Below are 13,225 nucleotides of genomic sequence, written 5' to 3' on the forward strand. Positions count from 1 at the left end.
TCCTGATTGGTGCAGACTCTGCGGATGCGCCAAAAAACCTATCCGAGCGACATGAGCCGGGAGCGTTTCGAACACATCCTCCCGATCCTGGAACAAGCGCGCAAGCGCACCAAGCCACGCCGAGTGGATATGTATGAGGTGTGGTGCGCAGTGTTGTACGTGCTGCGAACCGGTTGCCAATGGCGAGCGCTACCCAGCGACTTTCCGAAGTGGCGGACCGTGCACGCGTACTTTGCCAAGTGGAGCGAGTGCGACGATGAAGGAGTGAGCCTGCTGGAGCGGGCGCTCAAAAAATCAGGTTGGCGTGGCCCGCCAGAAACAGGAGCGCAACATCTTCAGCAGGTTCTTGATCGTGGACGCGCAGAGCGTCAAGAACACGGACACAGCCGGGCAAAAGGGATATGACGCGGGCAAAAAGGTGTCGGGCATCAAGCGGCATATCGCTGTTGATACCCAGGGGTTGCCCCATGCCATCGCGGTGACGACGGCGGAGGTGACCGACCGCAAAGGTGCGCTGCAGGCGCTGGAGCGCTGTCAGTCAAACTTGACGCATGTACAAAGCCTGCTGTGCGACAGTGGTTACACCGGAGTACCGTTTGCCGAAGGCGTGCGAGAGATTCTAGGCGAGCAGCTCACGGTGCAGATTGCCAAGCGCAGCGAACTGCACACCTTCAAGGTCATGCCCAAGCGCTGGATCGTCGAGCGCAGTTTTGCCTGGCTGGAGAAAAACCGAAGGCTGTGGAAGAACTGCGAGCGCAAACTCAACACCAGCTTGCAGTTCATCCATCTGGCCTTCTTGGCGCTTCTACTCAAAAGATCGTGAACAGGCTCTAATAGCCACTGCGTGCGATGCATCGTCAAAATCTACTCAACGCATACCGGTGTTATTACCAGCGCCCTCAGAGCGCAGCGGAATCAAACGAATTTCCACACGACGATTCTGCGCGCGGCCGGCATCGGTATTGTTGTCGGCGATCGGATAACGCTTGCCGGCGCCCATCGTTTCCATGCGCTCGCGCTGCACGCCTTGTGCGGTCAGGTATTGCGCCACTGCGCCTGCGCGTTCTTCGGACAGGCGCTGATTGACCGCATCGCTACCGACGCTATCGGTGTGACCAACAACTTCCACCATGGTCTGGTTGTACTCGCGCAGCGTCGAGGCAACGCCGTTAAGCGCGGTGTAGAACTGCGGCTTCAACGCGGATTTTCCGAAGTCGAAGGTGATGCCGTCCGGCAGGTTCAAGGTGATATTGTCGCCCTGGCGCTGCACTTCGATCCCGGTGTTGGCAGTGCGCTGACGCAGTGCGCGTTCCTGTCGATCCTGGTACTGGCCGATCGCCGCACCGCTCAGTGCGCCGATACCGGCACCGACCATGGCGTGCTGACGACGCTCGGTGGCGCTGTCGCCGCTGAGCAGGCCAGCAGCCACACCGATCGCGGTACCGATCAACGCATTGCGCCCGGTGCGGTTCTGCTGTTGCGTCTGATCGCCGTACTGGTCGCGCTGCACATACGAGCCGCCGGTAGCGCAGGCGGCCAGCGCGATGGCACTGGCCAGGGCAACGGCGAGACTCTTGGTGGCTGCTGGGGACATGGTGTTCTCCTATGGCCGGACCATCCGGCACTCGATCGTGACCGCGAGGATAAACAGTCCAATGCGATTGGGGCATGATGAAAGCAGCCGCACAGCGCACGCAAATAGCGCACCATTCAGGAAAACGTTTTCAGTTTGAAACCACAAAAATGTCACGTGGACGAACCCCGGGTGCGCACGCGCACGCCGTCACCCGCGTCTACCCGCGGGTCTTCGCATACGCCGCCAACGCAGCATCGCGGCCCTCCGATAAACCGATGATCGGCGTGCGCGGGTACTCCGGCGCACAGCGTGCCAGCGACAACGGATGCAACCACGGTGCAAAGCGTTCCTTCACTGCGAGCTTGCCGAGCTCCGGCACCCAGCGGGTGATGTAAGCCGCCTGCGGATCGAATTTCTCCGCTTGCGTCACCGGATTGAATACGCGGAAATACGGCGCTGCATCGGCGCCGGTACCGGCCACCCACTGCCAACCCAGCGTGTTGTTGGCCAGATCCGCATCCACCAGCGTGTCCCAGAACCAGCGCGCACCTTCGATCCAATGGATGCGCAAATGCTTGCACAACAAACTCCCCACGATCATGCGCACGCGGTTGTGCATCCAGCCGGTGTGCCAGAGTTGGCGCATGCCCGCATCGATGATTGGAATGCCGGTGCGACCACGCTGCCAGGCCTGCAACGCGACCGGATCCACGGTGGCCCAATCGAATCCTTCGAAGCGCGGATTGAGATTCTGGTTGGTCGTGTCGGGAAAGTGATGCAGCAGGTGATAGGCAAAATCGCGCCAGCCCAATTGACGGATGTAGCCATCGATCTCTGCGCTAGTACGCGTGTTGCGATTGGCTTCCAGCGTGCTGGCGATCCGCCACGGCGCAATCTCGCCGAAGTGCAGATGCGGCGACAGCTGCGAGGTGCCGACACGATCGGGCCGATCGCGGTTTTCGCGATAGCCGGATAGCGCACCGTCGATGAAGATTTCCAACAGTTCATGGGCTCCAGCCTCACCGGGCTGCCAAAGCTCCCAGAAGCCCTGGTCCCAATGCAGCCTGGGTATCAATCCCAACGTATTCAATGCATCGGTTGTCAGCTGCGCAGGCACCGGCGGCAGACTGCGCGGCGCAGGCAGTGCGACGGGCAATTGCAGCTGCGTCAGTGCATTGCGCCAGAACGGGGTGAACACCTTGTACGGGCCGCCCTGCTGGGTCGACAACTGCCACGGTTCGAACAACAAGGCCGAATTGCAGCTCTGCACTTCGATGCCGCGCTCGCGCAACGTGCGTTTGATCTGCGCATCGCGCGGCTGGGTGGCCGGTTCGTATTTACGATTCCAATACACAGCCACCGCACCGGTCTGAGCGATCACCTTATCCAGCACCTGCGCGCTGTTGCCGGCGACAATGACCAAGCCGCTGCCACGCGTACGCAGTGCCGCATCCAGCGCCGCCAGCGAGCGATGCCGCCAGGTCCGTGAGGCGGCACCCGGCGTCCACTCGCCTTCTTCTTGTGGCGCATCGATGTACAACGGAATCGGGTGGTGCCCGGCATCCAGTGCGGCACGTAGGGCCGGGTTGTCTTCCAGACGCAGATCGCGACGAAACCAGACGATGGCGTGTGACATAGGAATTCGGCAGCGGTAGTGAGGCGCGCAGCATAAGCCAGCAGGGGCAACGATGCCGCGATGCCGGGCGAACGAATGCTCGCCCAGCTAGCCCACAACGCTTACTCGAAACTGCCCACCGAGTCGTGCGCCAGATTGTCGAAACGGGTGTATTCGCCGAAGAATTTGAGCTTGCACGAGCCGGTGGGACCACCGCGGTGCTTGCCGATGATGATCTCGGCCAGGCCCTTGTCCGGCGAATTTTCCTTGTTGTAGTAATCGTCGCGGTAGATGAAGACAATCATGTCGGCGTCCTGCTCGATCGCGCCGGATTCGCGCAAATCGGCCATCACCGGGCGTTTGTCGGTACGGGTTTCCAACGAGCGATTGAGCTGCGACAACGCGATCACCGGCACGTTCAACTCCTTGGCCAGGCCCTTGAGCGAACGCGAGATTTCCGAAATTTCGGTCGCGCGGTTTTCGCTATTGCCCGGCACCGACATCAGCTGCAGGTAGTCGATGACGATCAGGCCAAGATCGTGTTCGCGCTTGAGTCGGCGGCACTTGGAACGCAGCACTTCCGGCGACACGCCAGGTGTGTCGTCGATAAAGATCTTGGTTTCTTTCAGCATCTTGATCGCGCCGGTCACGCGCGCCCAATCTTCGTCTTCCAATGCACCGGTACGCAAACGTTGCGCATTAATGCGGCCGTTGGATGAAATCAGACGCATCGCCAGCTGCGATGCCGACATTTCCATCGAAAACACCGCCACGCCCTTCTTGGATTTGATCGCGACGTATTCGGCGATATTAAGCGCAAGCGTGGTTTTGCCCATCGCCGGACGCGCGGCAAGGATGATCAGATCGGTCGGCTGCAGGCCGGCGGTCATCGCATCGAAATCGGTGTAGCCGGTCGGAAGACCAGTGATGTTGCCGCCGTTTTCGAAACGGATGCGCAGCTCTTCGAAAGCGTCCTTCAATGCGCTTGGCATCGCCACGAAATCGGTACGCCCGCGCGCGCCGGCTTCGGCGATCTTGAACACCGCTTTTTCCGCCGACGACAACAGCTCCACGCTCTCGCGGCCCTCCGGTTGAAAGCCGTCGTTGACGATGGTGGTGCCGACTTCGATCAACTGCCGCAACACTGCCTTGTCGCGCACGATTTCCGCATACGCAACGATGTTGGCCGCCGACGGCGTGGTGCTGGCCAGCTCGATCAGATAAGCGCCATCGCCCACCTGCTCCAGCTTGCCCTGCGACTCGAACCACTCGCCCAGGGTCACCGCATCGAAGGGGCGATCCTTTTCGGCCAGTTCGTGGATGGCGCGGTAGATCAACCGGTGATCGCGCCGGTAGAAGTCGTTCTCGGTGAGCTGGTCGTTGATCCGGTCGAATGCATCCGGCGCCAACATCAGACCACCCAGCACCGCTTGCTCGGCCTCGACCGAATGCGGTGGCACCCGCAACTGGTCCAGACGCGGCTCGGGACGATCATAATCGTCGTCGCGGTCGCGATTGCGCTTGGAACGGAAACCAGGGCGAGCGGACATGGACAAACAGACCTAACACCGGCGGACGGGGGCGGCAAGCATAGTCGTCGGCGGCGCCGTCGACCATGCACAACTCTGTGGATAACTGGTGCATAGCCAGTGCATCACCTGTCTACGCGCGGCTGTCGCAGAGACCCAGACCTTTGCCATGCATGGTTTTGCGCCACACTGCCAAGCCCACTTGGCACCTGCATGCAGGCAGTCCTGGGCTGTGATCAACTCAGCGCTTGAGGTGCTCGATCAGGCCAAGGAACCTGTCGACAAAGCCCTGCAGGAACGCGCGGCTGTCAGCGTTGACGATCTGATCGTCGGCCCCGAACAGACCTTCGTTGTACTGCAGGAAGACTTCCGGCTGACCAAGCACATGCATGTTCAGATACGACAGCACATTGCGCAGATGCTGCTGCGCAGTGGCGGTGCCGATCGCGCCCACCGAGATGCCGACCACGGCCGCCGGCTTGCCGGAAAACGCACTATCCCCGTACGGCCGCGCGCCGGTATCGATGGCGTTCTTGAGCACGCCGGGAATCGAGCGGTTGTATTCGGGGGTTACGAACAACACCGCATCGGCGGCGCGCACTTGCTGCTTCAGGCGCGTGCCCTGGGCCGGGAAATCCACATCGTGGTCCTGGTTGTATAGCGGGATGTCGCCGATCTCCGGGTACTCGAACACGGCCTTGTCGCCAGCCAGATGTTCCAATGCGCGCGCCAGCTGACGGTTGTACGACTCTGCGCGCAAGCTGCCGACCAGCACGGCGATGGTGATCTTGCTCATGGGAACACTCCATTGAGGAAACCAGCGCCCCACTCTAGTCAGCGCGGCGCTCACAGCCAGTGAAGCGTTGCGTGGCGCCTCAGCGGCTGGTCGCGGCGCGTTGCGCGCGCCAGTGCACCTGCCAGGCCTGGAACATCAGCACCGTCCACAGATGCGTATGCCATTTGCGCTCGCCGCCGTTGAAGTCGCGCCATAGCCCGGCCACGGTATCAGCAGCGAACACACCATCGCGCTCCAACGTGCCGTGCGCCAACAGATCGTCCGCCCAGCCGTTCAAATCGCCGCGCAGCCACGCACTGACCGGCGCGCCAAAGCCACGCTTGCCGCGGTAAACCATTGGGTCCGGCAGATAGCGGCACAGCACGCGCTTGAGCAGGTACTTGCTGACCCCGTCGCGATACTTCAGCGACAACGGCAGCGACCAGGCGAATTCGGCCACGCGCCAGTCCAGCAAAGGTGCGCGCGCTTCCAGCCCCACCGCCATGGTGGTGCGATCCACCTTGCACAGCAGATCGTCGGGCAGATAGGCGGCGAAATCGGCCAGCATCATCGCATCGGCCGGTGTGCCGGAGCCGTGCAGGGGGTCGGCAAGGCTATAGAAACTGTCGGGTTCGGTCGCACCCAGTACCACTGCGGCAGGGTCACGCCAGCGCGAAATGCGATTGCGATAGATGTCGCCAATGCCGCGTGCGCCGGCCTCGGCCACCAGTGCGGCCAGGCCGCCGGTGCGCGAGGATTCGCCACTGCTGCGCGCTGCCAACGCCATCAGTCGTCGCAGCGGCACCGGCACCAGCCCATGCATGCGCCAGTTGCGCAGCGCACGCTGGTAGCGGCCATAGCCGAAAAACAACTCGTCGCCGCCATCGCCGGACAGCGCCACCGTTACTCCGCAGCGTGCCAAGCGTGCGACCAACGCGGTCGGCACTTGCGAGGCATCGGCGAAGGGTTCGTCGAACATGTCCGGCAAGCTTGGCACCACCGCCAATGCGTCGGCACCGCTGACGTAGAGCTCGGTGTGATCGGTGTGCAGATGCTTGGCCACTTCGCGCGCCAGCGGCGCTTCGTCGTGATGCGAGCCTTCAAACCCGATACCGAAGGTGTGCACAGGCTGCGCGCTTTGTGCTTGCATCATTGCGGTGACAATCGAAGAATCGGTGCCGCCGGACAGGAACACGCCCACCGGCACGTCGGCCACCATGCGCAGCGCCACCGCATCGCGTAGTACGCTATCGAGTTGCTCTTCAGCCTGCACATCGCTGCCGGTGAACCGCGCTGACAACGCGCGCTGCATCGCTTCGCGTGCGTTCCAGAACGGCTGCTGCGCCTGATTCGGCCGATGCGCTGCCGCCCCAGCCGCCACCGTCTGCGCATCCAGCCGCAGTACGCGCCCAGGCATCAACTTGAAGGTGCGTTCGTGGATGCAGGCCGGGGCCGGGATGTAGCCCAGCCGCAGCAGCAAGGTCAGCGCATCGCGATCGACGCCGTTATCGAAATCCGGGTGTTGCCACAACGCCTTGAGCTCGGAACCGAACACCAGCGTGTCGCCGGCCCACCCGTAATACAGCGGCTTCTTGCCAACGCGGTCGCGCGCCAACGCTAGGCAGTTGTCACGCTCATCCCATAGCGCCAGCGCAAACATGCCGTTGCAGCGGGTCAACGTATTGTCCAGGCCCCACTCCATCACTGCGGCCAGAAGCACTTCCGTATCGGAGTGACCACGAAAGCGATGCCCGAGTGCGGACAAGGCCGCACGCAGCTGTGCGAAGTTGTAAACCTCGCCGTTGTAGGCCAGCACGTAGCGACCGTCGGCCGAGCGCATCGGCTGATGGCCGAGCGGCGACAGATCCAGAATGCTCAGCCGTTGATGCGCCAGCGCCACGCCGGCCTGCGCATCGCACCAGCTGCCCGCATCGTCGGGGCCGCGATGGCGCAAGGCCGCGCCCATCGGTCGCACCAGCGCGTCGAGCTGTTCGCCATGCAAGCGCGGCGAAGCCAGCAGCATTCCCGCCAAACCACACATCGTCAGTGCTCCTGCACGCTGCTCATGCCGTCACTGCCGTAGGTGCCGGCATCGCGACGTAGCGCGGCAGCGCCTGCACGCGATGCAACCATGCGCCGATCGCTGGCCAGCGTTCCAGATCGAAGCCGCCGTCTTCGGCGCAATGGATGTACGCAAACAGCGCGATGTCGGCGATGCCGTAGTCGCCTCCGGTGAACCAGGCATGCTGCCGCAGATGCTGCTCCATCACCGCCAGTGCCTGCTCGCCGCGCGCACGCAGCTGCGGCAACTCGGCGCGGCGCGCGGCATCGTGTGGCGTCCACAGGCTGATGAAACGCGCCACCGCCACATACGGCTCATGGCTGTACTGCTCATGGCTGTACTGCTCGAAGAACATCCAGCTCAGCGCTTGCGCGCGCTGCCACGCATCGGCGGGCAAATATGGCGTGCCTTCGGCCAGCCAGAACAGGATCGCGTTGGATTCGGTCAGCACGCGGCCATCGTCGCGCTCCACCATCGGTACCTTGCCGTTTGGATTCTTGGCTAGGTACTCGGGCGTGCGGGTCTGCCCTGCAACGCTATCGACCTCGACCCAATGATAGCGGCTGCCCAGCTGCTCCAGCATCAGGCGCACCTTGTAGCAGTTGCCGGAGCTGGACATGCCATGGACGGTCAACGGGGGACGCATGATCGACATCAAGCTGGTTCCGCGGCAGCGACGAAGGGCTGGCAGTGTCACAGCCCTGCGTAACTTTGCAAAGCCCCGCAAGAGGCGTCGGCAAGCCGATACCGCAGTTGCGCGCGCTACGGTCGTCAGGCGGCGGCCATGCCGCGCTGACCTCGCCTCAGGACATCGCCACCATCGGCACCGGCACGCCCAACTTCGCGATCAGCACACCCAGTGCCGACACCGTCAACGCCCAGGCGCCGAACGCACGTATGCGCCGAGAGCCCGTCGCGCCCCCCACTGTCTGGACCGCACAGACCGACCACCACGGCCCACCCAGCATCAGCAGCAGCGCGCACATCGCCAGCCGCGCCAACCCAGCCGGATCGCTTGCGCCGGTATGCAGCAAAGCTGCATGTCGGCCGCGGCACGCGTTACGCCATCTGCGAGGATACGGTCGGTGGATCGCTGCCCCCTCCGGCCAGACGTCCATCCACTCGCTGAGCTGGAACAATGGGAAGCCGAGCTCGTCGCCCTCGTCGGCCGGCCACTCCAACCGATACGCCTCATGCGTTCGCACATTCAGCGCATCGGCATCATCGATCATCGGCGCACTCACCTGCGTCAGCGCGGTGTAGTACTGCCAACGCGTCCTGTCCGTCCAGCACCGGCGAACCGCGCACGTTAGCCCGTATGCCACCGCACCCCATCCCGCGCCGGCAGGCTGGGACCCAACAGTCCCAGTTTTGGCACTCACTCGCGGGGGAAGCGCCCGGCATCGAAAGCATCGCCGAGCGCCGGTGACACCCGCGTGTCGGTAAAGCGTGGCACTGCGTCCTGCAACGCCTGCTGCTGGTCGGTCAGCAGCGCGCGTACATCGAACCGGCATGTTGGCTTCTACTACAGGCTGAGGCGGCGATTATCTGCCGGTTGCTGGCCCAACATCGCGCGCCCTCGCCAGCACGCGATGACCAAAGTCAAAGAGCCGGCAGTGCCGGCTCTTTGGTTGCTCGCGCGCTACTACTGCGCGGATTACTAACGGGTGCTCAAGCCATCCTGACGGACGTTGAAGTCACTTGCCGTCGATGCGGTCTGGGTTACCAGCTGACCATCGACCACCGGCAAACGATCGCTGGCCGGCTTGTTGTTCATGCGCACGGTCTTTTCGAAACCGTCGTAACGGTAGGTCACGTCATAGGCCACCACGTTGTCGGCATCGCCCAACGAAATGCGCTCGCCCGGCTTGTTGTCCATGCGCATGGTGCCGGTGGTGCCATCAGCATTGCGGTAGGTGACGTCGTAACCCACTACACGCGAGGACTGCGAATTGGCGTTTTCGGTATGGCACTGGCGCTCGGTACGATCGACCACGCGGCCGCCTACATGCTCGCGGTCCACGCGGTTTCCAACCATACCGCCACCAACCACACCAGCCACAGTAGCCAGCTTGCGGCCATTGCCGCCGCCGACCTGGTTACCCAGCACACCGCCGATCACCGCGCCAACCACGGTGCCGCCGACGTTGCCGTCGCGCTCAGGCAGACGCTCCTGCACCACTACGTCGCGGCAGACTTGGCGCGGCGAGGAGCTGGTGGTCGTTTCGCGGATTGCAGAGCTGTTGACAACCTGCGCGTACTGCGGCTTTCGCTCGTTAATCGGCGCAACCTTGACCACATCAGCGTATTCTAGACCGCGAGGCGCCGGCTGACCATTGGCCACAAAGTCGCCGGACGACGGACGATTATTCATGAAAGCGGCAGTGGCCACGCCTCCGGCCAGCAAGGCACCGGCGGCGACCAGTATAATTGTCGTATTGCTCTTCATAACTAGCTCCGGGCGGACGCACCGCGTTGTTCACGGTCGTGATTTCAGCACGGGGACCCTGAACGAAAACGCCCTCGCTCATGAACGCGGCGGTTAAGTTTAGCTAGCGGTTATTTCATGGATCCCTAACAGCCGGAGCATTTGCATGCGAAATCCCGTTACCTCACGCGCGCTGGATTGGGCCAGCAGGCTGCGCTACCCCACCTTGTTCAAGGTGGCCGCCGCGCTGTTTCTGGTCGACCTAGTGATCCCGGACCCGATCCCTTTCCTGGATGAACTGTTGTTCGGCCTGAGCACGCTGCTGCTGGCCAACTGGAAGACGCGCAAGGCACCGCTATCCGCGCCAGTCCGCCGCGACTGATGCAGTTGATCGATAGCCACTGCCATCTGGATGCCGGCGCGTTCGACCACGACCGCGCAACCGTCATCGCACGCGCGCAGGCCGCCAACGTCATGCAGCAGGTGGTGCCTGCGATCACCGCTGCCAGCTGGCCTGGCCTGCGCGCCGTCTGCAGGCAGGCGCCGGGGCTGTACCCGGCCTACGGGCTGCATCCGATCTTTCTCGATCGGCACCGCCCAGAGCACCTGGACCTGCTGGCCGAGTGGATCGAACGCGAGCGCCCCTGCGCGATCGGCGAGTGCGGGCTGGATTTCTTTCTGGACGGGCTGGATGCGCAGACGCAACGCGACTATTTCGATGGCCAATTGCAACTGGCCAAACGCTTCGACCTGCCACTGATCGTGCATGCGCGCCGCGCCACCGAAGAGGTCATTGCGCGCATCAAGGCGGTCGGCGGCCTGCGCGGTGTGGTGCACAGTTTTGCCGGCAGCCGCGAGCAGGCACAGCAATTATGGAAGCTGGATTTCATGATCGGCCTGGGCGGCCCGGTCACCTACCCGCGCGCCAATCGCCTGCGCGGGCTGGCAGCGAACATGCCGCTGCAGCATCTGTTGCTGGAAACCGACGCGCCGGACCAGGCAGACGCCAGCATCCGCGGCCAACGTAACGAGCCGGCGTATTTACGCACGGTGCTGGACTGCATCGCGCAGCTCCGCGGCGAAGACGCCGACCGTATCGCGGCGCAGACAACGGCGAATGCGCGGAGAGTGTTCGGATTGCCGAACTGATCGGACACGCGCTGCTGCACGACGTGGCAGCGCGCGCCTGATATCACGACGCCGCCGCAACCTCGGCAGCCAGCGTCGCTGCAGCGGCTTTTGGCTTGAGCAGCATCTCCAACGCCTTGCCCACCGCGACAAATGCAAACGTGCCGGTAATATGCGTGGCTGCGCCCAGCCCTGCCCCGCAATCCAGCTTGAGCGTGGCATCGGCATCGAGCTGAGGGCGAATGCCGCACACGCTGCCATCGGCCTGCGGGTATTTGACGTTTTCCAGCGAGTACACCGCCGGCACACCGAAATAGCGCTGTGGATTTTTCGGAAAATTGAACTCGCTGCGCAGCTTCTTGCGAATCAGCGCCAGCATTGCATCGTGTTCGGTCCGCGAGACATCGCGCACGCGCACCAACGTGGGATCGGTGCGTCCACCAGCAGCGCCCACGGTCAGTAGCGGCAGCTTGCGCCGCCGGCACCAAGCGATAGTTTCGACCTTGACCCGGAAGCTGTCGCAGGCATCGATCACCAGATCCAAACCGTCGCCGAGCAGACTTTCGATATTGCCGGCAGCGAGAAAAGATTCCACCGCATCGGCCTCGATGTCCGGATTGATCGCCACACAGCGCTCAGCCATCGCGCGCGCTTTGTTGCGCCCGTACTGGCCGGCCAAGGCCGGTAATTGCCGATTGGTGTTGGACACACACAGATCGTCCGCATCGATCAGGCGGATGTGTCCGATGCCGGTGCGCACCAATGCCTCGACCACCCACGAGCCCACGCCACCCATCCCGACCACCGCCACGCGACAGGCGGACAACCGCTCCACCGTGCCGACTCCATACAGCCGGTCGATACCGGCAAAGCGTTCACGCCATTGTGCTTTCATCGGCTTATTTTACGCGCGCCGCCAACACTTGACGCGACAACCCTGCATCCCAGGAGTCCCCCATGTCGCCCACGCCTCCGGACCAATCACGTGCGGCCCGCTACGCCTTCATGCTGGTGCTGGGTGTCTTGGTCGGCCTGGTCACCACCGTGATGGTGGCGCGAGTGCTGCAAGCCAGGCGTAACCCGTTGCCAGATAGCCTGATGCAAGTAATGGCTTACCAACTGCGTGCGTTGCAGCCTGGTGCAGGTGCGGTCTGCACGGCCTCCCAGCAGCAGGCGCGGCTGCAGTCGCTGCGGCTGCTTGCCGATGAACTGGAGCCGGCCTTTCCCGCGATCGGCGAAGACCGTCGCTTCGGCGAACACGCGCAGGCATTGCGTGCGGTACTGGATCGGGCACAGCGCACGCCGCTGGCGGACTGCAAGGCGATCGCCGCAGTCAAAACACAGGTGTCTGAAGCCTGCGAGGCCTGTCACCGCGACTTTCGATGAGTCTTGCCGGCGACGGCGCTCGGGTTTCGTTAAGCCTGGAGTGATCCAGTTGGTAGACCGTTCACCTGGACCATCACAGGATGACGTCGCCGCGGCCCTGACCGCTTTTGAACACCCCGGAGAGACCCTCATGAAGACCCGACTGCTCGTCATTGGCCTGACCGCAACCGCGACCCTGGTTGGCTGCGCCACCTCTCAGCCCCAATACGGCAGTTATCGCGGCGACCGCGGTTATGACCAAGGCTACTCGCAGCAGCAGGCGCACTGCGCCGATTGCGGCATCGTGACCCGGATCGACGAGGTTGGCCCGACCCGCACCGCGCCCACCGGCACCGGCGCAGTGCTCGGCGGCATCGTCGGCGCAGTGGCCGGCCGCCAGATCTCCAAGGAAACCGGCGGCAGCAAGGGCAATAAGAACGTGTCGGCCGTGGCCGGTGCCGCCGCAGGCGCGCTGGCCGGTAACGTAATCCAGAACAACGTCACCAGCGACAGCTTCGATGTGCAGGTGCGTATGGACGATGGCCGCGTCATCGTGGTGAACCAGCGCGACTTGGCCGGCGTGCGCGAAAACGCCTATGTGCGCGTGGTCAATGGCAAGGTGGTGCTACGCTGATTGCGCACGTAAAGCGGCGAGCAGATCAACTGTCAGGTTCGGTTCGTCGCTCTCATTGATATCGCCGAATGAATAACAAAAAGGCCCGGTGACGGGCCTTTTTGTTGTCTGCC

The 13,225-nt window shown here is 63.1% G+C and carries 13 protein-coding genes and 1 pseudogene; 5 read left to right on the top strand and 9 right to left on the bottom strand.

Annotation, left to right across the window (positions count from 1 at the left end; all coding sequences use genetic code 11):
• Nucleotides 1-24 precede the first annotated feature (24 nt).
• Nucleotides 25-823, top strand: a protein-coding gene (locus tag PD885_RS13000) for an IS5 family transposase (protein WP_088056611.1) whose coding sequence is annotated in 2 segments (ribosomal slippage) — nt 25-296 and nt 295-823 — 801 coding nt in all. Because the reading frame shifts where the segments join, the coding sequence is not laid out codon by codon here.
• Between the two features lie 45 nt (nt 824-868).
• On the opposite strand, the gene PD885_RS13005 is transcribed toward PD885_RS13000, so the two are convergent.
• From PD885_RS13005 to PD885_RS13045, 8 genes and pseudogenes are all read right to left on the bottom strand, one after another.
• Complete coding sequence (locus PD885_RS13005) at nt 869-1,594, bottom strand: YiaD family glycine zipper/OmpA-like lipoprotein (RefSeq protein WP_002810654.1); 726 nt, start codon at nt 1,592-1,594, stop codon at nt 869-871.
• A 199-nt stretch (nt 1,595-1,793) separates the two neighbouring features.
• Complete coding sequence (locus PD885_RS13010) at nt 1,794-3,212, bottom strand: cryptochrome/photolyase family protein (protein WP_088056927.1); 1,419 nt, start codon at nt 3,210-3,212, stop codon at nt 1,794-1,796.
• A 101-nt stretch (nt 3,213-3,313) separates the two neighbouring features.
• Nucleotides 3,314-4,741, bottom strand: a complete 1,428-nt coding sequence (locus tag PD885_RS13015) for a replicative DNA helicase (RefSeq protein WP_002810659.1) — start codon at nt 4,739-4,741, stop codon at nt 3,314-3,316.
• Nucleotides 4,742-4,961: 220 nt separating this feature from the next.
• Nucleotides 4,962-5,516 (bottom strand): NADPH-dependent FMN reductase, encoded by a 555-nt coding sequence (locus PD885_RS13020; RefSeq protein WP_002810661.1) that lies wholly within the window; start codon nt 5,514-5,516, stop codon nt 4,962-4,964.
• 79 nt (nt 5,517-5,595) lie between these two features.
• On the bottom strand, nt 5,596-7,536 hold the full coding sequence (gene asnB, locus PD885_RS13025; RefSeq protein WP_002810663.1) for an asparagine synthase (glutamine-hydrolyzing): 1,941 nt from the start codon (nt 7,534-7,536) through the stop codon (nt 5,596-5,598).
• A gap of 22 nt (nt 7,537-7,558) precedes the next feature.
• A complete protein-coding gene (locus PD885_RS13030) occupies nt 7,559-8,212 on the bottom strand; it encodes a glutathione S-transferase family protein (protein WP_040762815.1) in 654 nt (217 codons plus the stop codon).
• A 148-nt stretch (nt 8,213-8,360) separates the two neighbouring features.
• A pseudogene (locus PD885_RS13035) lies at nt 8,361-8,825 on the bottom strand (hypothetical protein); the annotation flags it as partial.
• Nucleotides 8,826-9,217: 392 nt separating this feature from the next.
• A complete protein-coding gene (locus PD885_RS13045) occupies nt 9,218-10,006 on the bottom strand; it encodes a glycine zipper 2TM domain-containing protein (RefSeq protein WP_088056928.1) in 789 nt (262 codons plus the stop codon).
• Between the two features lie 145 nt (nt 10,007-10,151).
• Between PD885_RS13045 and PD885_RS13050 the strand changes: the two genes are divergently transcribed.
• Nucleotides 10,152-10,367 carry a DUF6116 family protein gene (locus PD885_RS13050; protein ID WP_002810671.1) on the top strand — a complete coding sequence of 72 codons (216 nt, stop codon included), beginning with the start codon at nt 10,152-10,154 and terminating at the stop codon, nt 10,365-10,367.
• The gene (locus tag PD885_RS13055) at nt 10,367-11,134 is read left to right on the top strand and encodes a TatD family hydrolase (RefSeq protein WP_002810674.1); all 768 of its coding nucleotides are present in this window, start codon (nt 10,367-10,369) and stop codon (nt 11,132-11,134) included. The genes PD885_RS13050 and PD885_RS13055 overlap by 1 nt, the downstream gene beginning before the upstream one ends.
• 43 nt (nt 11,135-11,177) lie before the next feature.
• Here PD885_RS13055 and PD885_RS13060 read toward each other — a convergent pair whose 3' ends face one another.
• Nucleotides 11,178-12,008, bottom strand: coding sequence for a tRNA threonylcarbamoyladenosine dehydratase (locus PD885_RS13060; RefSeq protein WP_002810677.1), 831 nt, complete (start codon nt 12,006-12,008; stop codon nt 11,178-11,180).
• Nucleotides 12,009-12,070: 62 nt separating this feature from the next.
• On the opposite strand from PD885_RS13060, the gene PD885_RS13065 reads away from it, so the two are divergent.
• Both PD885_RS13065 and PD885_RS13070 read left to right on the top strand, forming a co-directional pair.
• Nucleotides 12,071-12,499 carry a hypothetical protein gene (locus PD885_RS13065; RefSeq protein WP_002810680.1) on the top strand — a complete coding sequence of 143 codons (429 nt, stop codon included), beginning with the start codon at nt 12,071-12,073 and terminating at the stop codon, nt 12,497-12,499.
• A 130-nt stretch (nt 12,500-12,629) separates the two neighbouring features.
• Entirely contained in the window at nt 12,630-13,112 is a 483-nt protein-coding gene (locus PD885_RS13070; RefSeq protein WP_002810682.1) for a glycine zipper 2TM domain-containing protein, read from the top strand.
• The last annotated feature ends 113 nt before the right edge of the window (nt 13,113-13,225 follow it).

This window comes from Xanthomonas fragariae (assembly GCF_900183975.1).
Classification (GTDB): domain Bacteria; phylum Pseudomonadota; class Gammaproteobacteria; order Xanthomonadales; family Xanthomonadaceae; genus Xanthomonas; species Xanthomonas fragariae.

What these genes read in the sequence shown, in the direction of transcription:
- PD885_RS13005 (WP_002810654.1), bottom strand. Translation starts at nt 1,594, where the DNA reads ATGTCCCCAGCAGCCACCAAGAGTCTCGCCGTTGCCCTGGCCAGTGCC.
- PD885_RS13010 (WP_088056927.1), bottom strand. Translation starts at nt 3,212, where the DNA reads ATGTCACACGCCATCGTCTGGTTTCGTCGCGATCTGCGTCTGGAAGAC.
- PD885_RS13015 (WP_002810659.1), bottom strand. Translation starts at nt 4,741, where the DNA reads ATGTCCGCTCGCCCTGGTTTCCGTTCCAAGCGCAATCGCGACCGCGAC.
- PD885_RS13020 (WP_002810661.1), bottom strand. Translation starts at nt 5,516, where the DNA reads ATGAGCAAGATCACCATCGCCGTGCTGGTCGGCAGCTTGCGCGCAGAG.
- asnB (WP_002810663.1), bottom strand. Translation starts at nt 7,536, where the DNA reads ATGTGTGGTTTGGCGGGAATGCTGCTGGCTTCGCCGCGCTTGCATGGC.
- PD885_RS13030 (WP_040762815.1), bottom strand. Translation starts at nt 8,212, where the DNA reads ATGTCGATCATGCGTCCCCCGTTGACCGTCCATGGCATGTCCAGCTCC.
- PD885_RS13045 (WP_088056928.1), bottom strand. Translation starts at nt 10,006, where the DNA reads ATGAAGAGCAATACGACAATTATACTGGTCGCCGCCGGTGCCTTGCTG.
- PD885_RS13050 (WP_002810671.1), top strand. Translation starts at nt 10,152, where the DNA reads ATGCGAAATCCCGTTACCTCACGCGCGCTGGATTGGGCCAGCAGGCTG.
- PD885_RS13055 (WP_002810674.1), top strand. Translation starts at nt 10,367, where the DNA reads ATGCAGTTGATCGATAGCCACTGCCATCTGGATGCCGGCGCGTTCGAC.
- PD885_RS13060 (WP_002810677.1), bottom strand. Translation starts at nt 12,008, where the DNA reads ATGAAAGCACAATGGCGTGAACGCTTTGCCGGTATCGACCGGCTGTAT.
- PD885_RS13065 (WP_002810680.1), top strand. Translation starts at nt 12,071, where the DNA reads ATGTCGCCCACGCCTCCGGACCAATCACGTGCGGCCCGCTACGCCTTC.
- PD885_RS13070 (WP_002810682.1), top strand. Translation starts at nt 12,630, where the DNA reads ATGAAGACCCGACTGCTCGTCATTGGCCTGACCGCAACCGCGACCCTG.